This window comes from Nocardiopsis changdeensis (genome assembly GCF_018316655.1).
Taxonomy (GTDB): domain Bacteria; phylum Actinomycetota; class Actinomycetes; order Streptosporangiales; family Streptosporangiaceae; genus Nocardiopsis; species Nocardiopsis changdeensis.
The window spans coordinates 5,155,712-5,180,698 of record NZ_CP074133.1 but is presented as its reverse complement, the minus strand read 5'-3'; the positions used below and the strand labels follow the sequence as shown (position 1 = coordinate 5,180,698).

The window sequence follows — 24,987 nt, the reverse complement described above, 5'->3', positions numbered from 1 at the left end:
GTCCCCATGGCTGACCAGGGAGATTGGTAATAATGCCGACAATGACGGCATTATGGGGCTCGGTGAGCGAAGTGATCTTGCTCTGTGGGGCCCGAACGCCCGCAGCGATCCCTTCGCCCCCATTGGTACGCTATCCACCGCACGCGCACCCGCTGGAACTCTTTGGTCGGGTGGGCGGCTCCTCTCCTCCCAGGCGAGTCCGGCGGACAGTCTTCACATCTCCCCACATTCCCCACCGCTTACCGGTTCGGTGGCCACCAGTGGTCCATGCCGATGTGCCCGAGTGCTGCTCGGGTCGGAGCGGTCGGCCCTGGGTACCGACAGCCGTTCACGGCGGTGACACGAAAGGTTGCGAGGGTCCGTGTCGACACGAGCGACGAAAAACGGGACCGGCGCGCAGAGCGAGGCGGCGCAGGCCGAACAAGCCGATGCCGCGTCCCAGCGCAGTCCCGACTGGTGGAGGCCACGTAACTGGCGGGTGCGTTCCCGTCTGGTGGCCCTCATCGTCATCCCCACCGCCGTGGCTCTCGCCCTCGGCGGTCTGCGGGTCTACGAGGCCGCGGTCTCCACGGTCACCCACGCGCACATCGAGGACCGCGCCGAGGTCGGCGTCCTGATCGTGCAGCTGGCCAACCAGCTCGGTCGCGAACGCAGCGCCAGCGCGGTCTACATCTCCGACGACCCGGACCCGGCGCGCCGCTCCGACGACAAGCGCCAGGCCCTGGAGGAGGAGCGCGCCGCCACCCTCGACCTCCAGCAGACGCTCAACGCGCGGCTGGAGGACATCGGCGAGGTCGACGGCAGCCTCGCCAACACGCGCCTCAACAACATGCGCACCCAGCTCACCACGCTGGACTCGCTGCGCGACGAGGTCGACGACACCCGCATCACGGTGCTGCCGGTCGTCACCAAGTACCGCACCATCACGCGCTCGCTCACCGAGTTCAACCAGACGATCGCCGACGAGACCGGCGACACCGAACTGCGTGAGAGCGTCCGCACGCTGACGGCCCTGTCGAACGCCCGCGACCAGCTGTCGTACGAGACCGCCCTGATGGGCCACTCGCTCTACCGCAACTCGATGACCGGCGGTATCGCCGAGGCGATCGACTCCAGCCGCGCGCGCTACGACAACGAGATCTCCAACTTCGTCCAGGCGGCCTCGCCCACCCAGCGCGACATCTTCGACGAGAACTTCACCGGCCTCCAGGTCAGCCAGGTCTCGACGATGCGCATGCGCGTCATGTACCGCGCCGAGCGCAACGCACCGCTGAGCGGCGTCACCTCCAACGACGGACCCGACGACTACATCGAGATCGCCGGCGTCGCCCTGGGCAAGCTCCAGGACGTCGAGGAGCAGGTCGCCGAGGGCATCCAGAACGACGCCGCCCAGCTGCGCGCCACCGCGCTCACCCGCGCCCTGATCGACCTCGTCGTCGTCGCGGGCGTGCTCCTGGCCGTGTTCATCCTCACCTCCCTGGTGGTCCGTTCCCTGGTGCGCCCGCTGCGCACCCTGGAGGACGGCGCCCGCCGGGTCGCCGAGCGCGACCTGCCGGACGCGATCAACCGGATGCAGGAGGCCGGGGCGGTCCCCGAGAACGTCAAGGTCACCCCGATCGAGGTCGACACGCACGACGAGATCGGCGAGGTGGCCCGGGCCTTCGACGACGTCCACCGCGTGGCCCTGACACTGGCCTCCGACGAGGCCGCCCTGCGCAGCAACGTCAACGCGATGTTCGTCAACCTGTCCCGCCGCAGCCAGACCCTGGTGGAACGGCAGCTGCGACTGATCGACGGCCTGGAGCAGTCCGAGCAGGACTCCGACCGCCTGTCCGACCTGTTCCAGCTCGACCACCTCGCGACGCGCATGCGCCGCAACAACGAGAACCTCCTGGTCCTCTCCGGGCAGGACAACACGCGCAAGTGGGCCCAGCCGGTCCCGCTGGTCGACGTGCTGCGCGGCGCGGTCTCCGAGGTCGAGCAGTACGAGCGCGTCAACGTGCGCGCCCCCTCCCACATCTCGGTGCTGGGCCGCCCGGTCAACGACGTCATCCACCTCGTCGCCGAGCTGGTGGAGAACGCGACCTCGTTCTCCCCGCACGACACCGAGGTCCTGGTCAGCGCCAAGACCCTCGACAACGGCGGCGTCCAGGTCGACGTCACCGACAGCGGTATCGGCATGGCCGCCGAGGACCTGGCGGCGATCAACGCCCGCCTGGCCTCCCCGCCGGTCATCGACGTCGCGGTCTCGCGCCGCATGGGCCTCTTCGTGGTCTCGCGCCTGGCCCACCGCCACGGCATCCGCATGAACCTCAAGGAGGCGCACGGCGGCGGTACCACCGCGGTCGTCATCCTCCCGCCGGACCTGCTCATCACCCCGGTCGAGGGCCAGCACGCCCTGGGCGGCGCCGACAGCCGCCTGGAGCTCTCCGCGGCGGCCCCCGACACCTACGCCGACGCCGAGGCGGCCTTCGCCTCCGGCCCGGCCGCGCCCGAGCCGACCGACACCTGGCAGACCCAGGGCGCCGGCACCGACCTGGGCGCCGGACTGCCCAAGCGCCAGCCCGGCACGTCCTCGCGCGCCGACGAGCACCCGCCCAGCGGCCAGGACCTGTGGAACTCGGGTTCCTCCGCCGGGACCGAGAGCACCGGCTCCGACGTCTGGGGCACCACCGGCGGCTCCGGCGCGATCTCCGGCGAGACCGGTTCCCAGCGCCGTGTCGTGGACCCCTACGACACCCCCGAGGAGACCGCGCCGGCGCCCGAGAGCACCGGACACAGCCTCTTCGACCCGGCGCCGCGCGAGGAGACCGGCGGATCGCTCTTCGAGCGCCCCGTGGACCGCTCCACCGACACCGGCTCGTTCAGCCGGCCCGCCGACACCGGGGCCTTCAACCGCCCCTCCGAGACCGGCGCGTTCGACCGCCCCGCGGACACCGGCGCCTTCCGCCGCCCGTCCGACACCGGTGCGTTCCGCCGCCCCGAGCCCGAGAGCTACGACGCCTTCGGCGGCGGACGCTCCGAGCGCCCCTCGTCCGACGCCCTCTCGGGCAACGGCTCCCCGGCCGACGCCGGCCGACGCCGGGACGAGTCCGACACCGAGACCTTCCCGGCCGTCTCCGCCTCGTCCGCCCCGGCGGCCCCGTCCTCCACGGACTGGACCACCGGCGGGCAGCGGCCCCCGGCCGCGAACGAGACCGGTTCCTGGCGCTCGGGCAACGGCGCGGGGGAGAACCGCGAGGGCTACGGCTCCACGGCCTACCTGTCCCGCCGCTACGGCGCGGCCCAGGGCCCGGCCGGCAACACGGTCGTCCCGCCCACTCCGGGCGGCGAGGAGAACGACTCCCTGCCGATCTTCGACGCCATCGAGTCCAACTGGTTCCGCCGCCGCACCGGCGGAGGGCCCACGGTGGACGCGACGGAGACCGGCCCCATCCGCCAGGTCCCGGCGGCGCCCGCCGCCCCGGCGGCCCCCTCCGCGACCGCGGCACCGCAGTCCGCCCGGACCGCGGAACCGGAGACCCGCTCCGAGCAGGAGTGGAACTCCGCGGCCGACCGCGGCTGGAAGGCCGCGCGGTCGGCGGCCGAGCCCATCGCGGGCGGCCTGACCACCTCGGGGTTGCCAAAACGGGTTCCCAAGGCAAACCTTGTCCCTGGGACCGCCCCCAAGCCGGAGAACTTCAAGCAGATGCCGACCCGCAGCGCCGATCGCGTCCGCAACCGGTTCTCGGGCTTCCAGAAGGGCGTCCGCGATGGCCGCAGCCGCCTGGGCGACGGGCAGTCGGAGGGGTGACCGGAGTGGACAACGGCGGGGCAGGGTCCCTCTTATTCAGGGAAGCCGGATGCAATAGCATCTACCGAGCTTCTCGGACGCGTCACACCCGTCGCTCGAAGAGAATCGAACACCAGGCTCCCGACCACCCCCACGGGAGGGTCCGGGCAGTTGCAGAGGCAGTGCTGTCACATGCCGTGCCGGCGGTAGCAGTGCCGAAGAGACCAGCCGGCGAACTTGGACAGGAGATCAGATGAGTCGACAGGTGAATGAACTCAACTGGTTGATCACTGACTTTGCCGACCGGGTACCCGATGTCGCCCACGCGATCGTCGTCTCGTCCGACGGTCTGCCGCTGGCGTCGTCCGCGGGCTTCCCGGCCGACCGCGCGGACCAGCTGGCGGCGATCGCCTCCGGCCTGTCCAGCCTGACCCAGGGCGCGGCCAGGGTGTTCGAGGGTGGTGCGGTCGCCCAGACCGTCGTGGAGATGGAGCGGGGGCTGATGCTCATCATGGCCATCAGCGACGGCTCCTGCCTGGCGGTACTGGCCTCCGCGGAGAGCGACCTCGGTCTGGTCGCGTACGAGATGACCCTGCTCGTCGAGCGGGCGGGGCGGGCGCTGACACCAGCGGCGCGCACCTCGGGAATCCACTGATCCACCACCGACAGGAGGAAGTGGTGGCACCTCACAGTAGAGATGCCGGGAGCGCCTCGTGGTTCGGACAACAGCCGAGCGGTCCCCCCACAGGGGGGATCCCGGCGGTTCCGGGCGGCGGAGATGTTCCTCGACCTATCCAACAACCGTACGATCAACGATCCGCTGCGGGAAGCGCGCCCAGTTCTCTGGTCCGCCCCTACGCGGTGACCAAGGGCCGTACCAAGCCGAAGTCGCAGCTTCCCCTCGAAGCTCTGATCTCGACGACGACGACGGCCCTCAACGAGTCGGGCACGCTGACGCCCGAATGGCAGGCGATCAGCGACCTGTGCCGGGAGTGGCGCTCCGTGGCGGAGATCTCCGCGCTGTTGCGGATGCCGCTCGGCGTGGCGCGGGTGCTTGTGGCGGACATGTCCGAGCAGGGACTGGTCCAGATCAGGTCTTCGCTCAACAACGACGCCCGCCCGAACACCAACCTGCTTGAAAGGGTGCTCAGTGGACTTCGCAAGCTCTAGCCCGGCCGAGGAAGGCGGTGCTGGGGGGAACGCGATGACGTCGGTCAAGATCGTCGTCGCCGGGGGCTTCGGTGTCGGGAAGACGACATTCGTGGGCTCCGTCTCCGAAATCGTGCCGCTGACCACCGAAGCGGTCATGACCAGCGCCAGCGTCGGGGTCGACGACCTCGCCAAGACGCCGGACAAGCAGACCACGACCGTCGCCATGGACTTCGGCCGTGTGTCTCTCGATTCGGACCTGATCCTGTACCTGTTCGGCACGCCCGGACAGCACCGGTTCTGGTTCATGTGGGACGACCTGGTCAAGGGCGCCATCGGCGCCGTGGTCCTGGTGGACACCCGCCGCCTCGCGGACTGCTTCCCCGCGATCGACTACTTCGAAGAGGCGCGCCTGCCCTTCATCGTGGCGATCAACGGGTTCGACGGGTACTACCCCCATGCCGCGGACGAGGTCCGGGACGCGCTCACGCTCAGCCCGGAGATCCCGATCGTCCAGGTGGACGCCCGCGACCGGGCCTCCACCAAGTCGACGCTCATCACCCTCGTCGAGCACGCCATCACGGTGGGGGACCCCGAGGGCGCCGCAGGACAGCCCACCTCCACCGGCGGCCAGAACTCCTGGCGCTAGCGGAGGCCGATTCGGGCCGGGGTCCCGCACAGTGCACGGCCCGGTTCCCGCCAGACGGGAACCGGGCGTCCGTGCTGCCTGGCATCATGTCCGGATGAGCTCTTCCTCCCATCCCGAGCCGGGGATGACCGGCCGCTTCCGCGAGGTCGCCGAGCGCGTGCTCGACGCCCTCCTCGACGAGGACCCGGAGTGGGCCCTGGACCTGGGCGACCCGCGCGGCGCGGACCGCCTCACCGACCGCTCCGAGGAGGCCGACACACGGCGGGCGCGCCTCTTCACCGACGCCCTGGGCTCCCTCGACGACATCGACGACGACCTGCTCTCCCCGGGCGACCGGGTCGACCTGGAGGTCCTGCGCGCCCGGATCGGCTCCGAACTGTGGCACACCGCCGAGCTGCGCCCGCTCTCCCACGACCCCCTGGAGCACTCCCCGGGCGACGCCGTGTACGCGCTGGTGGAGCGCGAGCAGCTCCCCGTGGCCGACCGGCTGGCGGCGCTGGCCGCGCGCTGCTCCGCCCTGCCCGGCCACCTGGCCGTGGCCCGCGAGCGCCTGGGGTCCGGCCCCGGCATGTCCCGGGTGCACGTGGAGACCGCCCTGGCACAGCTGGAGGGCACCCGCACGCTCCTCTCCGACGGCGTGTCCGCCCTGGCGGCCCGGGAGCCCGACGCCGCCCCCGCCGACCTGGAGAACGCCCTGGAGGCCGCCCTCGGGGCGGTGGAGGAGTACGGGGAGTGGCTGAGCGGACGGCTGGAGTCCGCCACCGCAGACCCGCGCCTGGGCGAGCGGGTCTACGCCGCCCGGCTCTGGTACACCCTCGACTCCGAGCTGTCCCCCGAGGCGCTGCTGGTCCGCGCCCAGAGCGACCTCATCGCCACCGAGGAGGCCCTGGCCGAGGCCTCGTCCGCCTACCTCGGACGCCCGCCCGCCGCCGGACTGGCCGCCGAGGCGCTGGCCCGGGTCGCCGCGGAGAACGCCACCGGCCCGGACACCGTGCGGCCCCTGTGCGAGGACGCCCTGGCGCACCTGGACCGACGGGTGCGCGAACTGGACCTGGTCACCGTGTACGACGACCCCGTCCGCGTCATCCCCATGCCGGAGTCGCGGCGCGGGATCGCCGTCGCCTACTGCGACCCGCCCGGCCCGCTGGACCCCCGGGCCGCGCAGAGCCCCACGCTCGTCGCGGTCTCCCCGCCCCCGCGGGACTGGCCCGCCGCCCGCCGGGAGTCGTTCTTCCGCGAGTACAACGCCGGGCTGCTGCGCAACCTCATGGTCCACGAGGCGGTGCCCGGCCACGCCCTCCAGCTCGCCCACGCCTCCCGCCACCGCGGCGGCACGCGGGTGGGCCGGGTGCTGTGGAGCGGCCCCTTCGTCGAGGGCTGGGCGGTCTACGCCGAGGAGCTGCTGGCCCGCCACGGCTGGTCCGACGACCCCGCCGACAACGCGGTGCTGCGGCTGGTGCAGCTCAAGATGCGGCTGCGGATGATCCTCAACGCCATCCTGGACGTGCGCCTGCACACCGGCGACCTCACCGAGGCCGAGGCGATGTCGCTGCTCGTCGGGCGGGGGCACCAGGAGGAGGGCGAGGCCGCCGGGAAGTGGCGCCGGGCCCTGCTCACCAGCGCCCAGCTGTCCACCTACTACGTGGGCCAGGCCGAGGTCGCGGACATCGCCCGCGACCTGGCCGCCGTCCACCCCGGCCGGTCCGACCGCGAGCGGCACGACATGATGCTGGCGCACGGCTCCCCGCCGCCCCGGCACCTGCGCACCCTGCTCGGCCTCTGAACGCCCCGCCCGGGGCCTGGCCGGAACCGGACCGTCCGGAGCCGGTCAGGCCCCGGGGACGGCCGACGCGTGCGTGGCAGGGTGACGGCATGAGCATCCCGCGGCGACCCACCGCACGCCTGCGCCCCCCGTCCCCCTTCCCCGCGGCCGCCGACCGCGCCCTGAAGGCCCTGCGGGCGGCCGACCCCTCCTGGGCCCGCTCCCTCGGCGACCCGGCGGCCCCCGGGTGGTTCTTCGACGACCGGAGTCCGGAAGGGGACGGGCGGCGCACCGCCCTGTACCGGCGCGCCCTGCACGAGGCGGAAGGGGCCGCCCCGGCCCGTGCGACGCCCGACGAGCTGATCGACCGGGACGTCCTGCGCGCCCGCGCCGCCGCCCTGCTGTGGCGCACCGCGGACCTGCGCCCCCAGACCTGGAACCCGGTCGCCCACGACCCCGCCGCGGCCCTGGCCGGACTCCTGGACGACGTCCGGCTGCCGGAGGCGGAGTACCGCGACGCCGTCCTCGCCGCGGCCCTGGAGATCCCCGGGCACACCGGCGTCCTCCTGGCCCGGCTGGAGAAGGGCCCCGGAGTCCCGCCCGCGCACCTCACCGCCGCGATGCGCGTCGGAGAGCACCTGGAGACCGAGCTCGAATCCCGGGTCCGCGTGGTGCTCTCACCCGCCTCGGCGGCCCCCGGCGAGCGGACCACGGCCCTGATGGCCTGCCACCGGGTCGCCTCCGCCGCACGCGGCCACATCCTGTTCGCCGCCCACGGCCTGGCACAGCGCCGGGCCGCGGGCCCCCGCGTCCCCGAACACCGCCTGGACCACCGCGCCCGCCACCACCGCCACGACCTGCGGCTGCGCGTCACCCGCCTGGTGGCGCGGGCCCAGGCGCTGACCTGCGGGCCCGCCCCCGGCGACGGGGCGCCGCCGGTGCGCGCCCTGCTGCCCGCTCCGCTGTTCGTCCTGGGCTGGGAGGCGTACGCGGCCGACGAGCTGGCCCGCCGGGGCTGGTCCGGCGGCGACCCGGGCGACGCCGAGGGGGTCCGCGCCGACCGGGCCCTGCGCCTGCTGGCCGCCCTGGACCGGCTGCGCGACGCCCTGGCCGCCGTCGTCGAGATCCGCCTGCACACCGGCGACCTCACCGAGCCCGAGGCGATCGGCATGCTCACCGTGCGCGGCCACCACGACGTCGAGGAGGCCGACCGGATCTGGCAGGGGGTGCGCACCGCCGTGTTCCCCGCGGCCGCCCGGTACATCGCCCGCCGGGAGACCGCCGCGCTGCTCGCGGACCTGTCCGGGGCCCGACCCGGGGCGGGGCCCCGGGCCCTGCTCGCCCACGGCCCGCTCGCCCCCCGGCACCTGCGCACCCTGCTCGGCCTCTGAACGCCCCGCCGGGGAGGTCCGCGGCCCGTGGCCGCGGCCACCTCCCCGGCGCTTCTATGCTGGGTCCGCGACAGGGCACGACGGCGCGGAGGGGTCGGCGATGACGGACGGCAGCGGCTACGAGGAGCGGGGCGGCGCCCCCGGCGCGGGCACGGGGGAGCCCGACGGCTGGGAACGGCTGTGGACCCCGCACCGGATGGCCTACATCAAGGGCGAGAACAAGCCCTCCGGCCCGCGCCCCGAGGACGGCTGCCCCTTCTGCCGGGCCCCCGGCCTGAGCGACCCCGAGGGCCTGGTGGTGCACCGCGGCAAGAGCGCCTACGTCGTCCTCAACCTGTACCCCTACAACAGCGGCCACCTGCTGGTGTGCCCCTACCGCCACGTGTCGGAGTACACCGCCCTCAACGAGCAGGAGACCGCCGAGGTCGCCACCCTCACCCAGGAGGGCATCCGGGCCCTCACCGCCGCCTACCGCCCCCAGGCGTTCAACGTGGGCATGAACCTGGGGTCGGCGGCCGGGGCCGGCATCGCCGCCCACCTGCACCAGCACATCGTCCCCCGGTGGGGCGGCGACACCAACTTCATGCCGGTCATCGGCCACACCAAGGTGCTCCCCGAGCTCCTGGAGCAGACCCGGGAACGGCTCGCCGGACACTGGCCCTCGGACTGATCCCGGCGGAGCGGGGTAGGGGCCGTGGAACCCGGCGGACACGAGATTCGTTCGTCCGGTGCGGGGACGCGCCGTTCGCGGCGTATCGCCGCGGCCGACTGTTAGGATCATCGCCGTGCGCGCCCCGTGCGCGCACGCGCGGTACCTCCCAGAACCCCAGACATCCGGGCCGGTGCCGTCCCGGCTGGCGTCGATCGCGCACGGACCGCAGGCCCGTCGGCCGGCGGGGCGTCGCGTGCGCCAGGAAATCCCCGGCACATGCCGGTGGAGGTGCACTAGACGACATGCTGAGAATCCTTCGCCCCTTGGTCTCCAGGGTCACCGCTCCGCTCGGCCGGAGCCTGGCCCGGATCGGCCTGACCCCCAACATCGTCACGATCATCGGTGCCGCCGGCGTCGTGGCCGGTGCCCTCTACTTCTATCCGCGCGGCGAGCTGTACGCGGGCTCGGTGGTCATCACCGTGTTCGTGCTCTTCGACATGCTCGACGGCGCCGTCGCCCGGGCCAAGGACTCCGAGAGCGCCTTCGGCGCGTTCCTCGACTCCAGCCTCGACCGCATCGCGGACGCGGCCATCCTGGCGGGCCTGCTGTGGTGGTTCATCGCCGGCGGGGACGACCCCCTGCTCGCCGGACTCACCCTGTTCTGCCTGATCAGCGGGTTCATGGTGTCCTACATCAAGGCCCGCGCCGAAGGCCTGGGCGTCAACTGCGACGTCGGCGTGGCCGAGCGCACCGAACGCCTCATCGTCATCCTGGTGTCGGTGGCCCTCAGCGAGTTCGGCGTCCCCTACGTCCTGGCGGGCGGCCTGTGGGTGCTGGCCGGCATGAGCCTGCTGACCATCCTCCAGCGCCTGCTGGAGACCCGGGCGCGGCTCAACGAGATCGACGCCCGGGACAGGGAGCGGGAGCAGGAGGACGCCGTCGGCGCGGAGCCCGCGGAGGGGGCCGCCCCGGACCTCCTCGACGACACCGACGAGGGCGCCGAACCGGCACCCGGCAACCAGCGCTAGACACCGGAAGGGGCACGACGTGGACGAACGGGTGGCCGCAGCCGCCTACGCGGCGGCATGGGCGGCCGTGGGCCGCGCTCCCGAGAGCGCGGGGCGGGCGGTGTTCCGCCACCTGGCCGACCGCTCCTGGCGGACCCACGACGAGGGCACCCGCGGCCTGGAGCGCAACCTGCGCCGCCTGGTCGGCCCCGGTGCCACCGACGCCCAGCTGCGCGCCCTGTCCCGGGCCGGGATGCGCTCCTACATGCGCTACTTCTACGAGATGTTCCGGCTGTCGGCGATGACGCCCGAGCGCATCCTCGGCGACACGCGCGCCACCGGCGTCGAGACCCTGGAGAAGGCCATCGCCGACGGCCGCGGAGCCGTCGTCGCCCTGCCCCACATGGGCAACTGGGACCACGCCGGGGCCTGGATCACGCTGCGCGGCATCCCCCTCACCACCGTCGCCCAGCGGGTGCGGCCGGAGAGCCTGTACCGGCGCTTCACCGCCCACCGCGAGTCCCTGGGCATGGAGGTGCTGCCGCTGACCGGCGGGGCCGTCGGCACCGTGGGCACCCTCACCCGCCGGCTGCGCGACGGCGGCCTGGTGTGCCTGCTCGCCGACCGCGACATCAACGGCACCGGCGTGGAGGTCGAGCTGTTCGGGGAGGCCGCCCGCGTCCCCACCGGCCCGGCCGCCCTGGCGATGAACACCGGGGCCGCCCTGCTGCCCGTCTCCCTGTGGTACGACGGCCCCCACTGGTGCATCCGCATCCACGACGAGGTCCCCGTCGCGGAGGGCGCCACCCGCTCCGAGCGGATCCGGCGCACCAGCCAGGACCTGGTCCGGGTGTTCGAGGGCGCCATCGCCGAGCACCCCGAGGACTGGCACATGCTCCAGCCGGTCTTCGTGAGCGACCTGGACGCGGACCGCGCCCTCCGGGCCCGCCGGGAGGCGGGGGCCGCGCCGGAGGCCCCGACGCGTGCGGGCGGGCGGGCCGGGTAGGCCATGGGCATGCGGATCGGCCTGGTCTGCCCCTACTCCTGGGACGTCCCCGGCGGGGTGCAGCAGCACGTCGGCGACCTCGCCGACGCGCTCATCGCCCGCGGCCACGAGGTCTCGATCCTGGCCCCGGTCGGCGACGGCGCCGCCGACCTGCCCGACCACCTCGTCCCGGCCGGGCGCCCCGTGCCCGTGCCCTACAACGGGTCCGTGGCCCGGCTGAGCTTCGGGCCGCGCACGGCGGCCCGGGTCCACCGGTGGATCGCCCGGGGCGGGTTCGACGTCCTGCACATCCACGAGCCCGCCGCCCCCAGCGTCTCCCTGCTGGCCTGCTGGGCCGCCGAGGGCCCCCTGGTGGGGACCTTCCACACCGCCAACCCGCGCTCGCGGGCGATGTCCGCCGGCTCCCACGCGCTGCGTTCGGCCCTGGAGAAGGTCCACGCCCGCATCGCGGTCTCCGAGGCCGCCCGCCGCACCCTGGTCGAACACCTCGGCGGCGACGCCGTGCTCATCCCCAACGGGGTGGCCGTCCGCCGGTTCGCCGACGCCCGGCCGCTGCCCGGGTTCCCGGGGGAGGGCGGGTCCATCGGCTTCCTGGGCCGCCTGGACGAACCCCGCAAGGGGCTGGCCGTGCTGCTGGAGGCGTTCACCCGGCTCGCCCCGCACCGGCCCGGGCTGCGCCTGCTGGTCGCCGGCCCCGGCGACCCCGGCCCGGCGCTGGCCGCCGTGCCCGACCGGCTGCGCGAGCGGATCGTCCTCACCGGCCGCCTCGACGACGGGGACAAGGTCCGCGCCTACCACTCCGCCGACCTGTTCTGCGCCCCCAACCTGGGCGGGGAGAGCTTCGGCATCGTCCTGACCGAGGCCATGGCCGCCGGGGCCGCGCTCCTGGCCAGCGACATCCCCGCCTTCTCCGCCGTCCTGGGCGGCGGCAGGGCCGGCGAGCTGTTCGCCGTCGGCGACGCCGCGGACCTGGCGCGCCGGGCCGACGCCCTGCTCGACGACCCCGACCGCCGGGCCGTCCTGTCCCGGGCCGCCCGGGAGGCCGTCCGGGCCTACGACTGGGACACCGTCGCCGCCGACATCGTGTCCGTCTACGAGACCGTTCTGGCGGGGGAGCGTGTCCGCACCCACTGACGCCGCCCCGGTCCGTAACCTGGGAACGAGGGGGTGCGCACCGTGAGCGAGCAGGCCCTGGCGGTTCTCGTGGTCGTCGGCGCCCTCGTCGCCGTGATCGCCTGCGCCCTCTACCTGTCCTGGCGCGCCACCCGGCTGCACCGGCTCCACCAGCGCGTGGACCTGTCCCGGGCCGGGCTGCGCACCGCCCTGGACCGGCGCCGGGAGACCGCCCTCCGCCTGGCCCGCGTGCTGGGTCCCGTCCACGCCGCCGCCCTGCTCCCGGCCGCCGACGCCGCCGACGGCGGCGAACCCGCCGAGAGCGCCCTGTCCCACTCCCTGCGCCGGACCCTGGCCGACCCCGCCGCGCTGCGCGCCGCCGACGCCGCCGGGCTGCTGCCCGCCACGGCCTCCGCCGCCAGGGGTGTCCACCTGGCCCGGGTGTTCTACAACGCCGCCGTCGCCGACACCCGCCGGGCGCGCCGCTCCCGGGTCGTCCGGTTGTTCCGCCTGGCCGGCGGGGCACCGCTGCCGGACTTCTTCGAGATCGACGACCGGCCGCCGGAGCTCCCGGCCCCGGTGGCCGCACCCGACACCCTGTAAGGCCGGGGCCCCGGAAAACGCCTATCTGGCCAAAGCCCCCCGGAAGGGGAGGAACTACCATGGTGGTCCGGGAGACCCGGGGTGCGCGGCGCCGAGGCGTCCGCGCGCCCCCGACGCGCGAACGCCGGCCGCCGTCCGGGCGCGCCCATTCCCCTGGAAACACCTGATGGGACGGGAGTCCACCACCGTGGCTGACAACGCAGCGACCACCCCCGACGGCGCAGTCGGTACCCAGCGCGTCAAGCGGGGCATGGCCGAGCAGCTCAAGAACGGCGTCATCATGGACGTCGTCACGCCGGACCAGGCCAAGATCGCCGAGGACGCCGGTGCCGTCGCGGTCATGGCCCTGGAGCGCGTCCCCGCCGACATCCGCAAGGACGGCGGGGTGGCCCGCATGTCCGACCCCGACATGATCGACGGGATCATCGAGGCCGTCTCGATCCCGGTCATGGCCAAGGTCCGCATCGGCCACTTCGTCGAGGCGCAGGTCCTCCAGAGCCTGGGCGTCGACTTCATCGACGAGTCCGAGGTCCTGACCCCCGCCGACGAGGCCCACCACATCGACAAGTGGGCGTTCACCGTGCCGTTCGTCTGCGGCGCCACCGAGCTGGGCGAGGCCCTGCGCCGCATCGCCGAGGGCGCGGCCATGATCCGCTCCAAGGGCGAGGCCGGCACCGGCAACGTCGTCGAGGCCACCCGCCACATGCGGTCCATCCGCGCGGCGATCAAGCGCCTGGGCACCCTGGACGAGGCCGAGCTGTTCGGCGCCGCCAAGGAGCTGCGCGCCCCCTACGACATCGTCAAGGAGGTGGCCGAGCTGGGCAAGCTCCCGGTCCCGCTGTTCTCCGCGGGCGGCGTGGCCACCCCCGCCGACGCCGCGCTCATGCGCCAGCTCGGCGCCGAGAGCGTGTTCGTCGGCTCGGGCATCTTCAAGTCCGGCGACCCGGCCAAGCGCGCCGACGCCATCGTGCAGGCCACCCTCCACTACGAGGACCCCGCCGTCATCGCGCGCGTCTCGCGCGGCCTGGGCGAGGCCATGGTCGGCATCAACCTGGACGAGCTGTCCGACTCCCAGCGGTACGCCGGGCGCGGCTGGTAGCGGCCCCGGGCCCGGGCGGACGCCCGGGCCCGTCCCCCCGTTCAGGCAGTACAGAGTGAGGACGTACGTGACCCACAGACCCACCATCGGCGTCCTGGCCCTCCAGGGGGACGTCGCCGAGCACCAGCGCGTTCTCGACACCCTCGACGTGCACACCGTCAAGGTCCTCTCGCCCGAGCACCTCGACACCGTCGACGGGCTGGTGATCCCCGGCGGCGAGTCCACCACGATGTCCAAGCTGGCCGTGCGGTACGGGCTGCTCGAACCGCTGCGCAAGCGCGTCCGCGCCGGGATGCCCGCCTACGGGACGTGCGCCGGGATGATCATGCTCGCCGACCGTATCCTGGGGGGCACCGCGGACCAGGAGACGGTCGGCGGCATCGACATGACGGTGCGCCGCAACGCGTTCGGCCGCCAGACCGAGTCCTTCGAGACCGGTGTCCGCATCGGCGCGCTGGACGGCGGGCCGTTCGACGCGGTGTTCATCCGGGCGCCCTGGGTGGAGGAGGTCGGACCGGACGTCACCGTGCTCGGCGCCGTCCCCGGCCCCGACGAGGCCGGTAGGATCGTCGCCGTACGACAGGGCGGCCTGATGGCCACGTCCTTCCATCCCGAACTGACCGGCGACGCGCGTATCCACCGCCTCTTCGTCGACATCGTGAAAGGACTCGCATGAGCGGCCACTCCAAGTGGGCCACCACCAAGCACAAGAAAGCCGTCATCGATGCCAAGCGGGGCAAGCTCTTCGCCAAGCTGATCAAGAACATCGAGGTGGCCGCGCGCACCGGTGGCGGTGACCCCGACGGGAACCCGACGCTCTACGACGCGATCCAGAAGGCCCGCAAGAACTCGGTCCCCCTCGACAACATCGAGCGCGCCCGCAAGCGCGGCTCCGGTGAAGAGGCCGGCGGCGCCGAGTGGCAGACCATCATGTACGAGGGCTACGCCCCCGGCGGCGTCGCCCTGCTCGTGGAGTGCCTCACCGACAACCGCAACCGCGCCGCCTCCGAGGTGCGCGTGGCGGTCACCCGCAACGGCGGCAACATGGCCGACGCCGGATCGGTGTCGTACCTGTTCAACCGCAAGGGCGTCGTGATCGTGCCCAAGGAGGGCACCACCGAGGACGACGTCACCCTCGCGGTGCTGGACGCCGGCGCGGAGGAGGTCGAGGACATCGGCGAGGCCTTCGAGATCGTCTGCGAGGCCACCGACCTGGTCCAGGTGCGCACGGCGCTCCAGGAGGCGGGCATCGACTACGAGTCGGCGGAGTCCAGCTTCCTGCCGACCATGGAGGTCCCGGTGGACGCCGAGACCGCCAAGAAGGTCCTGCGCGTGGTGGACGTCCTGGAGGACTCCGACGACGTGCAGAACGTCTTCACCAACGCCGACATCCCCGACGAGGTCATGGCCGAGCTCGGCTGACCGACCCGTCACGACGCCGGTGGCCGCACCCCCGCCCGGGAGTGCGGCCACCGGCGTCCGGGGGGCGGGGGCCGTCACGGCGCGAGGACGGGGCCGTGCCGCGGGCGGTGCGGATCGCTCTCGCGCAGCAGGTCGCGGACCGCCTCCGGGGCGTCGTGGAGCGCGAGGTGCCCGGCGCCGGGCAGGACGCTCACCCCCGTCCCGAGCAGGCGGCGCGCGGGACCGCTCAGCAGTGACGGCGTGAGCACCCGGTCGTGCTCCCCGGTCGCGACGGCCACGGGTGTGCCGGACCAGTCCCGGAACTCCTCGCCGCGCAGCAGGCCGGGCACGGGCTCGGCCCGGCAGTGGCGCCCCACCAGCGCCGTCCACACCGTCAGCGGGTGTCCCTCCCGCTCCGGCGGGGCGCCCAGCGCGTCGAGCAGTCCGGCCGCGGTCCGGGCGTTCGGGGACAGCCGCCACGCCCAGGCGGCGCGGGTCCTGCCGAGGTCGGGAACGGGGGCGGCCAGGCCGTCCGGGCCGACCAGGACCAGGGCCGCGACCAGCGGCGAGGGTGCCGCGGTCAGGGCCGCGACCGCGCCGATCCCGTGGCCGAGCACGATCACGGGGGCGTCGGTGATCCGGGGTAACAGGTCGTCCAGCCAGGCCCCCAGGGCGCCCGCGCGGTGCAGCGCGGAGCGGGAGGCGTCGCCGGTCCCGGGCAGACCGGGCAGGTCGGCGGAGAGGACCGGCCGGTCCTCGGCCAGGAGGCGCAGGGCGGGGACCAGGTTCGCCGTCCCCAGGAGCTCGCCGGACAGCAGCAGGACCGGGGTCGCCGGGCCGCCGGACAGCCTGTGGACCCCCGTGTCCCGGCCGGCCGCCGGCACCCGGCGCGTCCGCAGCCTCGGCTCCCGGGCCAGGGCCGCCTCGCACCACGCGCGGACGGCGACCTCGCCGGCCGCCGACCGGTACACCGAACGGGCCGGGCCCAGCGGCGGTACGGGCAGGGGACTCATCACTCTTCCTCGGATTCCTCGGGTTTGCGCGGGAGCCGCGCACACGGCCGGGGACCGGGCCGCCGTCCGTCGGCGGTCCGGTCCCGGTCCGGGGTCTCTCAGCGCAGGGGGTCGAACGCGGCCAGGGCCTCCGGGGCCTTCCCCGTGGCGATCCGCTCGGCCAGGAGGCGGCCGGTGACGGGGCCGTGGGTGAGGCCCCACATGCCGTGGCCGCCGGCGGTGTACACGCCCGGGAGGCGGGTGGCGCCGACCAGGGGCATGCCGTCCGGGGAGACCGGGCGCGGGCCCACCCACACGTCGGTCCGCTCCTCCCAGCGCACCCCCCTCAGGAAGGGGCGGGCCGAGCGCACGATGGCCTCGACCCGGCGGGGCCGCAGGGCGTCGTCCGGCTCCCGGAACTCCATGGTCCCGGCCACCCGCAGCCCGCCCCGGTAGGGCGTGCACGCCACCCGGGCCTCGGGCAGGTAGACCGGTCCCGGGACGAGGTCCTCGACGGGCACGGTGAAGGAGTAGCCGCGGCCGGCCCGCACCGGGACCCGCACCCCCAGGGGGCGGAGCAGCCGGTCGGACCAGGCGCCGGCGCACACCACCGCGGCGTCGGCGCGCAGCGGTTCACCGGTCCCGGAGACCACCGTGATCGTCGAACCCGAGCGGTGCACGGAGGCCGCCTCGAACCCGCCGCGGACCGTGCCGCCGCGTTCGCGCACCGAGGCGGCGAGGTTGCGGACCAGGCCGCCCGGATCGACGTAGCGCTGCCCGGACAGCCGCACCGCGGCACTGATCGACGCGGCCGCCTGCGGTGCGGCGGAGCGCGCGTCGTCCCCCGCCAGGGCGGTGTACTCCACTTCCAGCCCGGAGGAGCCGATCCGGTCGAGTTCGCGCACCAGGGCGGCCGCCGCGCGCGTGGAGCGGAACAGCGCGGTGATGGGGGAGGAGACGGCGGTGGTGTCCACGCCCGCCTTCTCCAGTTCGTCGAACGCCTCCAGGCAGGCGGTGTTCAGCGGCAGGTTCGCGCGGACCGCGCGCTCCCACGAGGGCCACCGGCAGTGTGCCGCGAAGCGGAGCAGGAACGACCACAGGGCGGGGGAGGCGGTCGGCGGGATCGACAGCGGGGCGTCGGGGTCGACCAGGGAGCGCGGCCCCTGGAGCAGGACGCCGGGCTCGTTGAGCGGGATCGCCAGGCCGGGGGAGAGCCATCCGGCGTTGCCCCAGGAGGCGCCGGTGCCGATCCCGTCCCGGTCCACGACGGTGACCTCTGCGCCGCGCTCCTGGAGGAACCACGCGGTGGACAGCCCGACGACCCCGGCCCCCACCACCAGCACGTGCCGGACCGCACGCCCCGTGTCCGTCATCTCCGCCCTCTTCTTCCGTACGACCGTCGGACCCACCATCTCCCCTGTTCGGGACAGGGGGCTTGTCGGAAGGAGACAAGGCAGAGGGGTGTTTCTGTCCTGGAAGGACAATCAGGCCGGGGCGGTGATCCGGGCGTCGTCGCGGGTGGGGCCGGAGAAGACCGCCTCCAGCGGGGTTCCCAGGGCGTCGGCGATCTCCTCCGGCGGTGTGGGGCCGTCGGCCAGGACGGGCCGGGCCGCGGCCAGGGCGTCCGCCAGGGCCGCCTGGCGGCGCAGGTGGGCGTCGGCGCGGGCGTCCAGGGGTCCGGGCGCCGGGTGCAGCGGGTGGCTGGGGGCCGGGGCGTCGCCCGGGACGGGCACGAGCGGCCGCCCCGCCCGGTCGGTGTAGCCGGTGCAGCGCCGCAGCCGGCCGCCGGCCGCGGCGGCGCTGTCGGCGTGCGTCACCACCAGGGAGTCCACCCCGCCGGTGGCGGCCAGGGCGTACCGGTGGGCCGCCAGGTCCAGGTGGCCCACCCGGAACGCCCCCTGCCAGGGGTGCGTCCCGTTGTGCGGCTCGGGCAGCAGGCCGGCCAGCGACGGGTCCTCGGTGGGGAAGGGCCCCGCCCCGTGCCGCGTGGTGTAGGCGCGCACCACCCCGATCCGGCGGGCGTCGCCGGGGCGGCCCGCCTCGGCCAGCAGCGCCAGCGGGTTCGCGGTGGTGGTCGTGGACCAGGTGGTGTGCGGGTGGAACCCGTGCCACTCGTCCAGCAGCACCCCCTGGGCGCCCTCGAACACGACCGGGGCGCGGGCCAGCAGGCCCGGCAGGTACGACTCGTCCACGATGCGCACCCTCCGGGCGAACCCCCCGTACGCCGCGACGCAGTCCTCGACGTCCGGGGACGTCCGGGACCCGTCGCCGAGCTCGCGGCGGAGCGCGTCGAGGTGGTCGGCCAGCCGGTGCAGTTTGCGGCGCAGCACCGCGGGCGTGCGGCAGTCGCCGGCCGTGGGCGCGTCCCCGGGCCGGGCCAGGGCGTAGGCCATCGCCTCGCCCACGCCCATCCCGCACGACCCGTGGCGGCCGCCGCCCCGGGCCCGCTCGCGGATCCGGTTGGCCTCCTGGTGCCAGGGGGTGGCGATCAGGGCCCGCTCGTCCACCGTGACCAGTCCGAACGGGTCCGGGACGCTGAGGGACGCCAGGTGGGCGCCCTCGGCGGCCAGGGCGAGGGGGTCCACCACCATCAGCCGGGACAGGTGCGTGGGCACCGGCCCGTCCGGGGCGAGGGTCCCCGCCCCGAACTGGGAGAACGTGTGGTGGCGTCCGTCCGGGGCCACCACGTTGTGGGCGGCCTGGGCGCCCCCGTTGGCGCGCACGACGGCGCCGTAGCGCCGCCGTGCGCACAGCAGGTCGACCGTCACACCCTTGCCCGCGTCGCCGAATCCCAGGTCGACGACGACGGCCGAGGTGTCGGCCCACGCGGGGGCGCTCACAGCCGGTCCGTCCCCGGGGCCGAGGCGTCGCCGCCGGGCAGCCCGGTCGAGCGCACGACCGATCCGCGCGGACCGGCCAGCGGCGCCAGCGCCCTGCCCACGACGCCGCCGGCGTCGGACCCGGCGTCGGCGAGGTCGGCCAGCCCCTCCTCCAGGTCGATGGCCTCCTCGGACAGGCCGATGGTCACCGCGATGGTCTCCGACACCGCGCCCAGGTCCTCCAGGTGGATGACGTTCTGGCCCAGCTGCTCGTCCCAGAAGGACCGGACGGCGTCGTTGGTGAAGTGGCTGCTGCCGCTCGGCATGATGAAGTACACCTCGAACCTGCGCCGCAGCTCGGCGAGGATCTGCGGGAACGGGATGTCCTCGGCCAGGTCGTCGCCGATCACCTCGCGCACCTCGCGGGCCTTGACCTTGCCGTAGGCCTTCTCGTCGCCGATGAGGAACAGGTAGCCCTTGCGGCCGCGCTTGTCCAGGCAGTCCATGGCGGTGTGCCGGGCCATGAAGTACATGGCCAGCTCGTAGGACTCGGTGACCTGTCCGCCGCCGCCGCCCTCCAGCAGGATGTTGTTCAGGTCCTCCTCCAGCTCGTTGCCGGACTCGAACTGCCCGATCTGGAGCGGGGCCCGGTCGCAGGTGGCGTCGCCGATCCCGCCGAACAGGATCTGCGGGTGCTCCACGTAGCCCTTGCGCAGCAGCAGGCCGAACAGCGCGGGCAGCTTGGTCTGGAGCACGCGGGGGACGCGGCCCATCGAGCCGGTGACGTCGAACAGCACCGAGATGGCCAGGGACTCGGGGTGCTCGTCGGAGTCGCGGCTCTCGCGGAAGGCGACGCCCTTGGGGTCGAGCTTCTCGTGGACCTTCCACTTGGTGCGGGGGACGGACGACAGCACGTCGTCGGTGTAGCCGAAGTCGCTGCGTCCGGCGGAGGCGTTGTAGGCCTTGCGGGCGTGGTAGGCGTCGGTGGACCAGTGGCTGCTTCCCATGGTGGTTCTCCTCTGGGGTGAAGGGGTTTCGGGGTCGGTGGGCCGGGGTCCGCGGGATGTCGCGATCCGCGGGGTCAGTCCGGCATGGTGAAGGGGCGGAACCGGCGCGGCCCGTAGAGCCGCTCCAGGACCTCGTCGAGTTCGATCAGCAGGGCGAACCCGTCGGAGGGGCGCTGCCGCGCCGCCGGCAGGGCACAGCCCCTGGCGAACGAGCGCAGCTCCCGGGGCAGGCGCCCGGCGGTGATGTACTCGATGCACCGGGTCGCCATGTAGATGTCGGTCCGCACCGAGGCGGGGCCGCGCTCGGCCACCTCGGGCGGGTAGAGGTCCTTGCGGTGGGGGACCATCGCGGGGATGTGCGGGGCGGTGCGCGCGGCGTGCGCGGTGACCGAGTAGCACCAGTCGACCAGGACCAGGCCGTGCTCCCCGGGGTGGATCAGCACGTGTTCGGGCACCACCGCCCCGTGCACCACCCCGGCCCGGGAGGCCGCGTCGACCGCCACCAGCAGGCGGCGCCACATCCACGCGGCGTCGCGCGGGTCGACGCCGTCGGGGTAGGCGCGGCGCACGTCGGCCAGGCTGTGGAAGCCGTCCAGCCGGTCCAGCACGTTGGCCCTGCGCTCGACCCCGGTCGCGGCGTCGCGGTGGCGGATCGACTCCAGCAGCCGGGGGAAGAACGCCCGCGCCTCCTCCGGCCCGCGCTCGCGGATCCGTTCCAGGGCGGTGGCCTCGGCCTCCATGAGGTCGTTGTCGCGCGGGGACCGGGGCACCTTGATCACGGCGTCGCGCCAGCCGCCGTCCTGGTAGCGGACGGGGTACAGGTCGGCGACGTCGCCCGACGCCAGGGGGGAGGACCCCACGTGGTAGCCGCGGGATGCGGTCACCACCACGTGGTCGTCGAACCCGATCCGGCCCCGGACGGCCTCCTGGTAGCGCGTCCACATCCCGGTCAGCCGGGTGAACAGCGCGGCGTCGCCCCCGGGGGTGTCGGGGTGCAGCAGGCGGGCGAGCCGCCGGTGGGCGGACGAGGCCGCAGCGGGCACGGTGTCGTCGGCGGGCAGCGGCCCGAACAGGTCGGACGGGTCGCGGGCGGTGAGGACGGCGCGGGTCGCCTCCTCGACGGTCATCGAAACCTCCACGGGGGTCATGGGGCGCTCCTGAGCAGCGGCGGGTGCAGGGCGGCGGTGCCGCCCGCCCGGTACAGGCGGGGGCGGCGGCCACCGCCGGAGCCGCCTCGGTCGGCGAGCTCCCCGGTGTCCCGGACGAAGCCGGGGGCGGCGAGGATCTTGCGGTGGAAGTTGGCGGCGTGCAGGGACCGGTCCCACACCGCCTCGTACACCTCGCGCAGGTCGGTGATGGTGAACACCGGCGGCAGGAACGCGGTGGCCAGGGAGGTGTACTCCAGCTTGGCGCGGGCCCGCTCGACGGCGTCGGCGATGATCCGCGCGTGGTCGAAGGCGGGCTCGTACCGCGCGGTTCCGCCGTGCCCGAGGTCGCGCCAGGGGACCCAGGCGGCCTCGGCGGTGTCGCGGCCCTGCTCGGGGTCGGGCAGGTCGGGGGCGAGCAGCATGTACGCCACCGAGAAGACCCGCATGCGGGGGTCGCGGCCGCGGGCGCCGTAGGTGCCCAGCTGCTCCAGGTGCAGGGTGGTGGGCAGGGCGGTCTTCTCGGCCAGGACGCGCAGCGCGGCGTCGGGCAGGTCGGGGTCGGCGGGCCCCCGGGGGCCGTCCTCGGCCCGGACGAAGCCGCCGGGCAGCGCCCACCGGCCCTTCTGCGGGCTGGCGCCCCGGCGGACCAGCAGCACCAGCGGCTCCCGGGCGCGGATGGTCATCGCCACGACGTCGACGGTCACCGCGACGGGGGCGTAGGCGTGCGGGTCGTAGGCGGCCAGGAACTCCCGTTCGTCCGCGTCCCGCCGCATCCCGTCGTCCACCATGGTCGGTCCAGTTCTTCTCAGAGTGAGTTTTTCTCGCTTCGAGAAGAACTTAGCACGGCCCCCGCCGCGGAGTCCACCCCTTTTCCCGGCCGAACCGCCCGGTCCGGTACGGTCGGTCCGGCGGAAGGGGAGAACGTGGAGAGCCTGACGGACCTGGTGGGACCGGGCGCGACCGTCGCCCTGGGCGACGGGTTCGGCGCCCCGCGGAGCGTCACCGCCGACCTGTGCGCGGCCGCCGCGCGCGCCGGCGGCGTCCGCCTCGTCCTGGGCTGGGTCCCCGAGGCCGACCCCGGGCTCGACCCCGCCGCGTTCGCCGACGCCCGCACCGTCATGCCCGGCTGGGGCCTGCGCGACCACGTCGACCGCGGCCTCATCGCCCACCCGCCGGTGCGCATGTCCGCCGTCCCCGCCCTGCTGCACGGCCTGTGGCGCCCCGACCTGCTCGTCGCCTCGGTGGTCCCGGTGCCCGGCGGGTACGCCTTCGGCAGCGAGGCCGGCTGGCTGCGCACCGCCGTCGAGGCGGGCGCCCTGGTCGCCGCGGTGGTCTCGCCGAACCTGCCCCGCGCCGACGCCGGGCCGCCGCTGCCCGCCGACCGTGTCGTCGTCATCGGGGGGAGCGACCGCACCGCCGGGACCCTGCGCCCCTCGCCCACCGGCCCCGACCAGGCCGCCATCGCCCGCCACCTGGCGCCCCTCATCCCCGCCGGCGCCCGCCTCCAACTGGGCTTCGGCCCCGTGCCCGCCGCCCTGGCCGCCGAGCTGCGGGTCCCCGTGCGCATCGACTCCGGGCCGCTGCCCGAGGCCGCCGTCGACCTCGACGAGCGCGGCCTGCTGCTGGGCGACCCCGTGGGCATGTACCTCGTCGGCGGCCCGCGCCTGCACGCCTGGGCCGACGGCCGCCCCCTGCTGCACTCCGTGGAACACGTCCTGGACCCCGGCCGCCTGTCCGCCGACCCCTTCGTCGCCGTCAACACCGCGGTGGAGATCGACCACGACGGCCAGGTCAACGTCGAGGGCACCGCCCGGGGCGTGCTCGGCGGCATCGGCGGCCACTCCGACTACGCCGCGGCCGCCACCCGCTCCGTCGGCGGGCTCAGCGTCATCGCCGTCCCCACCCGCCACCGCGGCCGTTCCACCCTGGTCGAACGCCTCTCCCGGCCGGTCACCACCCCCTCCCAGGACGTGGAGGTCGTGGTCACCGAGCGCGGCGTCGCCGACCTGCGCGGCCTCTCCCGGGCCGAGCGCCGCGCCGCCCTGGCCGACCTGTGGGGGACCGGCCGCGCCTGAACGCCCCCGCCCCGTCCCCGGGCCCCGGTACGCTCGACCGGCACGGCCCCCGAGACACGCCGGGCCGGGCGCGGGACTCCTGTCGTCCCGCGGCATTAGCATGGTGCGAACGAACGTTCGAGAAAGGTGTGGGGCGCGTGCGCGTGCTGGGAATCGACCCGGGGCTCACCCGGTGCGGCGTCGGCGCCGTCGAGGGCGCCATCGGCCGCCCCCTGAGCCTCATCGGCGCCGACGCCATCCGCACCTCCCCCGACGAGGACCTGCCCCAGCGCCTGCTGGGCGTCGAGCGCGGCATCGAGCGCTGGCTCGACGAGGTCCGCCCCGACGCCGTCGCCGTCGAGCGGGTCTTCGCCCAGCACAACCTCAGCACCGTCATGGGCACCGCCCAGGCCAGCGGCATCGCCCTGGTCTGCGCCGCCCGCCGCGGCCTGCCCGTCGCCCTGCACACCCCCAGCGAGGCCAAGGCCGCCATCACCGGCAGCGGCCGCGCGGACAAGGCGCAGGTCGGCACCATGGTCGCGCGTATCCTCGGACTCGACGGCCCGCCCCGCCCCGCCGACGCGGCCGACGCGGTCGCCCTGGCCATCTGCCACATCTGGCGCGGCGGCGCCCAGGCCCGGGTGGCCCAGGCACAGCAGGACTTCGCCCGCAAGGTCGAACTGGCCCGCCGCGCCCGCGGCGCCCGCCCCTAGGGAAGGAGAAGGGCACCCGGTGCCCCCATGACATGATCGCGTTCCTCACCGGCCGGGTGGCCGCACGCGGCGCAGGCAGCGCCGTCATCGACGTCGGCGGGGTCGGCATGTCCGTGCAGTGCACCCCGAGCACCCTGTCCCGCCTGCACGTGGGGGAGACCGGCACCGTCGCCACCAGCCTCGTCGTGCGCGAGGACTCCCTCACCCTCTTCGGATTCGCCGACGACGACGAGAAGCACCTGTTCGAGCAGCTCCAGACCGCCTCCGGGGTCGGTCCCCGGCTGGCCCTGGCCATGCTCTCGGTGCACAGCCCCGACTCCCTGCGCCACGCCGTGGCCACCGAGGACACCAACGCCCTGACCCGGGTCCCGGGCATCGGCAAGAAGGGCGCCCAGCGCATCGTCCTGGAGCTGCGCGGGAAGATCGACCCGCCCGTCTTCACCGACGGCACCCTGCCGCCGGTCCCGGACGGCGCCGGGGCCGGGCCCAACGGCGCCTGGCGCACCCAGGTGGTCTCCGGCCTGGTCAACCTGGGCTGGTCCGCCAAGGACGCCGAGGCCGCGGCCGCCGCCGTCGCGCCCCAGGCCGAGGAGACCGCCGACGTCGCCGTCCTGCTGCGCAGCGCCCTGCGCACCCTCAGCCGCGCCTAG

General features: G+C 74.6%; 23 protein-coding genes. 17 read left to right on the top strand and 6 right to left on the bottom strand.

Annotated elements, in window-relative coordinates:
* Nucleotides 1-478: 478 nt before the first annotated feature.
* From KGD84_RS23560 to KGD84_RS23495, 14 genes are all read left to right on the top strand, one after another.
* On the top strand, nt 479-3,793 hold the full coding sequence (locus KGD84_RS23560; protein ID WP_220565274.1) for a sensor histidine kinase: 3,315 nt from the start codon (nt 479-481) through the stop codon (nt 3,791-3,793).
* Between the two features lie 232 nt (nt 3,794-4,025).
* Nucleotides 4,026-4,427, top strand: coding sequence for a roadblock/LC7 domain-containing protein (locus tag KGD84_RS23555; RefSeq protein ID WP_073376201.1), 402 nt, complete (start codon nt 4,026-4,028; stop codon nt 4,425-4,427).
* 98 nt (nt 4,428-4,525) lie between these two features.
* Nucleotides 4,526-4,942, top strand: coding sequence for a DUF742 domain-containing protein (locus KGD84_RS23550; protein WP_370634665.1), 417 nt, complete (start codon nt 4,526-4,528; stop codon nt 4,940-4,942).
* Between the two features lie 34 nt (nt 4,943-4,976).
* Nucleotides 4,977-5,570, top strand: a complete 594-nt coding sequence (locus tag KGD84_RS23545) for a GTP-binding protein (RefSeq protein WP_017572034.1) — start codon at nt 4,977-4,979, stop codon at nt 5,568-5,570.
* Nucleotides 5,571-5,694: 124 nt separating this feature from the next.
* Nucleotides 5,695-7,353: a DUF885 domain-containing protein gene (locus KGD84_RS23540; protein WP_220565272.1), complete on the top strand. Its 1,659-nt coding sequence runs from the start codon at nt 5,695-5,697 to the stop codon at nt 7,351-7,353.
* Nucleotides 7,354-7,442: 89 nt separating this feature from the next.
* Entirely contained in the window at nt 7,443-8,723 is a 1,281-nt protein-coding gene (locus tag KGD84_RS23535; RefSeq protein ID WP_220562561.1) for a DUF885 domain-containing protein, read from the top strand.
* A gap of 100 nt (nt 8,724-8,823) precedes the next feature.
* Complete coding sequence (locus KGD84_RS23530; protein WP_220562560.1) at nt 8,824-9,393, top strand: HIT family protein; 570 nt, start codon at nt 8,824-8,826, stop codon at nt 9,391-9,393.
* Nucleotides 9,394-9,698: 305 nt separating this feature from the next.
* Complete coding sequence (pgsA, locus tag KGD84_RS23525) at nt 9,699-10,403, top strand: phosphatidylinositol phosphate synthase (protein WP_220565271.1); 705 nt, start codon at nt 9,699-9,701, stop codon at nt 10,401-10,403.
* Between the two features lie 19 nt (nt 10,404-10,422).
* Complete coding sequence (locus KGD84_RS23520; RefSeq protein ID WP_220562559.1) at nt 10,423-11,388, top strand: phosphatidylinositol mannoside acyltransferase; 966 nt, start codon at nt 10,423-10,425, stop codon at nt 11,386-11,388.
* 3 nt (nt 11,389-11,391) lie between these two features.
* Nucleotides 11,392-12,522, top strand: a complete 1,131-nt coding sequence (locus tag KGD84_RS23515) for a glycosyltransferase family 4 protein (protein WP_277615489.1) — start codon at nt 11,392-11,394, stop codon at nt 12,520-12,522.
* Between the two features lie 42 nt (nt 12,523-12,564).
* The gene (locus KGD84_RS23510) at nt 12,565-13,104 is read left to right on the top strand and encodes a hypothetical protein (RefSeq protein ID WP_370634565.1); all 540 of its coding nucleotides are present in this window, start codon (nt 12,565-12,567) and stop codon (nt 13,102-13,104) included.
* A gap of 187 nt (nt 13,105-13,291) precedes the next feature.
* Complete coding sequence (pdxS, locus tag KGD84_RS23505; protein WP_277615488.1) at nt 13,292-14,203, top strand: pyridoxal 5'-phosphate synthase lyase subunit PdxS; 912 nt, start codon at nt 13,292-13,294, stop codon at nt 14,201-14,203.
* Nucleotides 14,204-14,270: 67 nt separating this feature from the next.
* Complete coding sequence (gene pdxT / locus KGD84_RS23500) at nt 14,271-14,879, top strand: pyridoxal 5'-phosphate synthase glutaminase subunit PdxT (RefSeq protein WP_220562557.1); 609 nt, start codon at nt 14,271-14,273, stop codon at nt 14,877-14,879.
* A complete protein-coding gene (locus KGD84_RS23495) occupies nt 14,876-15,625 on the top strand; it encodes a YebC/PmpR family DNA-binding transcriptional regulator (RefSeq protein ID WP_220562556.1) in 750 nt (249 codons plus the stop codon). The genes pdxT and KGD84_RS23495 overlap by 4 nt, the downstream gene beginning before the upstream one ends.
* Nucleotides 15,626-15,699: 74 nt before the next feature.
* On the opposite strand, the gene KGD84_RS23490 is transcribed toward KGD84_RS23495, so the two are convergent.
* From KGD84_RS23490 to KGD84_RS23465, 6 genes are all read right to left on the bottom strand, one after another.
* On the bottom strand, nt 15,700-16,617 hold the full coding sequence (locus KGD84_RS23490; RefSeq protein ID WP_220562555.1) for an alpha/beta fold hydrolase: 918 nt from the start codon (nt 16,615-16,617) through the stop codon (nt 15,700-15,702).
* Between the two features lie 98 nt (nt 16,618-16,715).
* On the bottom strand, nt 16,716-17,969 hold the full coding sequence (locus KGD84_RS23485; RefSeq protein WP_220562554.1) for an NAD(P)/FAD-dependent oxidoreductase: 1,254 nt from the start codon (nt 17,967-17,969) through the stop codon (nt 16,716-16,718).
* Nucleotides 17,970-18,080: 111 nt separating this feature from the next.
* Nucleotides 18,081-19,436: an adenylosuccinate synthetase gene (locus tag KGD84_RS23480; RefSeq protein ID WP_220562553.1), complete on the bottom strand. Its 1,356-nt coding sequence runs from the start codon at nt 19,434-19,436 to the stop codon at nt 18,081-18,083.
* Nucleotides 19,433-20,422 carry a hypothetical protein gene (locus KGD84_RS23475; RefSeq protein WP_220562552.1) on the bottom strand — a complete coding sequence of 330 codons (990 nt, stop codon included), beginning with the start codon at nt 20,420-20,422 and terminating at the stop codon, nt 19,433-19,435. The genes KGD84_RS23480 and KGD84_RS23475 overlap by 4 nt, the downstream gene beginning before the upstream one ends.
* A 74-nt stretch (nt 20,423-20,496) precedes the next feature.
* On the bottom strand, nt 20,497-21,570 hold the full coding sequence (locus tag KGD84_RS23470) for a serine/threonine-protein kinase (RefSeq protein WP_220562551.1): 1,074 nt from the start codon (nt 21,568-21,570) through the stop codon (nt 20,497-20,499).
* Nucleotides 21,567-22,358, bottom strand: a complete 792-nt coding sequence (locus KGD84_RS23465) for an NUDIX hydrolase (protein WP_255646762.1) — start codon at nt 22,356-22,358, stop codon at nt 21,567-21,569. Before KGD84_RS23465 ends, KGD84_RS23470 begins: the two co-directional genes overlap by 4 nt.
* A 135-nt stretch (nt 22,359-22,493) precedes the next feature.
* Between KGD84_RS23465 and KGD84_RS23460 the strand changes: the two genes are divergently transcribed.
* The 3 genes from KGD84_RS23460 (at nt 22,494) to ruvA (ending at nt 24,987) form a co-directional block, all read left to right on the top strand.
* On the top strand, nt 22,494-23,645 hold the full coding sequence (locus KGD84_RS23460; protein ID WP_220562550.1) for an acetyl-CoA hydrolase/transferase C-terminal domain-containing protein: 1,152 nt from the start codon (nt 22,494-22,496) through the stop codon (nt 23,643-23,645).
* A 137-nt stretch (nt 23,646-23,782) separates the two neighbouring features.
* Nucleotides 23,783-24,337 carry a crossover junction endodeoxyribonuclease RuvC gene (gene ruvC, locus KGD84_RS23455; RefSeq protein ID WP_220562549.1) on the top strand — a complete coding sequence of 185 codons (555 nt, stop codon included), beginning with the start codon at nt 23,783-23,785 and terminating at the stop codon, nt 24,335-24,337.
* A 32-nt stretch (nt 24,338-24,369) separates the two neighbouring features.
* Nucleotides 24,370-24,987 (top strand): Holliday junction branch migration protein RuvA, encoded by a 618-nt coding sequence (gene ruvA, locus KGD84_RS23450; RefSeq protein WP_220562548.1) that lies wholly within the window; start codon nt 24,370-24,372, stop codon nt 24,985-24,987.

What these genes read in the sequence shown, in the direction of transcription:
- KGD84_RS23470 (WP_220562551.1), bottom strand. Translation starts at nt 21,570, where the DNA reads ATGACCCCCGTGGAGGTTTCGATGACCGTCGAGGAGGCGACCCGCGCC.
- KGD84_RS23465 (WP_255646762.1), bottom strand. Translation starts at nt 22,358, where the DNA reads ATGGTGGACGACGGGATGCGGCGGGACGCGGACGAACGGGAGTTCCTG.
- KGD84_RS23555 (WP_073376201.1), top strand. Translation starts at nt 4,026, where the DNA reads ATGAGTCGACAGGTGAATGAACTCAACTGGTTGATCACTGACTTTGCC.
- KGD84_RS23540 (WP_220565272.1), top strand. Translation starts at nt 5,695, where the DNA reads ATGACCGGCCGCTTCCGCGAGGTCGCCGAGCGCGTGCTCGACGCCCTC.
- KGD84_RS23490 (WP_220562555.1), bottom strand. Translation starts at nt 16,617, where the DNA reads ATGAGTCCCCTGCCCGTACCGCCGCTGGGCCCGGCCCGTTCGGTGTAC.
- KGD84_RS23545 (WP_017572034.1), top strand. Translation starts at nt 4,977, where the DNA reads ATGACGTCGGTCAAGATCGTCGTCGCCGGGGGCTTCGGTGTCGGGAAG.
- KGD84_RS23535 (WP_220562561.1), top strand. Translation starts at nt 7,443, where the DNA reads ATGAGCATCCCGCGGCGACCCACCGCACGCCTGCGCCCCCCGTCCCCC.
- KGD84_RS23495 (WP_220562556.1), top strand. Translation starts at nt 14,876, where the DNA reads ATGAGCGGCCACTCCAAGTGGGCCACCACCAAGCACAAGAAAGCCGTC.
- ruvA (WP_220562548.1), top strand. Translation starts at nt 24,370, where the DNA reads ATGATCGCGTTCCTCACCGGCCGGGTGGCCGCACGCGGCGCAGGCAGC.
- KGD84_RS23530 (WP_220562560.1), top strand. Translation starts at nt 8,824, where the DNA reads ATGACGGACGGCAGCGGCTACGAGGAGCGGGGCGGCGCCCCCGGCGCG.
- KGD84_RS23485 (WP_220562554.1), bottom strand. Translation starts at nt 17,969, where the DNA reads ATGACGGACACGGGGCGTGCGGTCCGGCACGTGCTGGTGGTGGGGGCC.
- KGD84_RS23475 (WP_220562552.1), bottom strand. Translation starts at nt 20,422, where the DNA reads ATGGGAAGCAGCCACTGGTCCACCGACGCCTACCACGCCCGCAAGGCC.
- KGD84_RS23515 (WP_277615489.1), top strand. Translation starts at nt 11,392, where the DNA reads ATGGGCATGCGGATCGGCCTGGTCTGCCCCTACTCCTGGGACGTCCCC.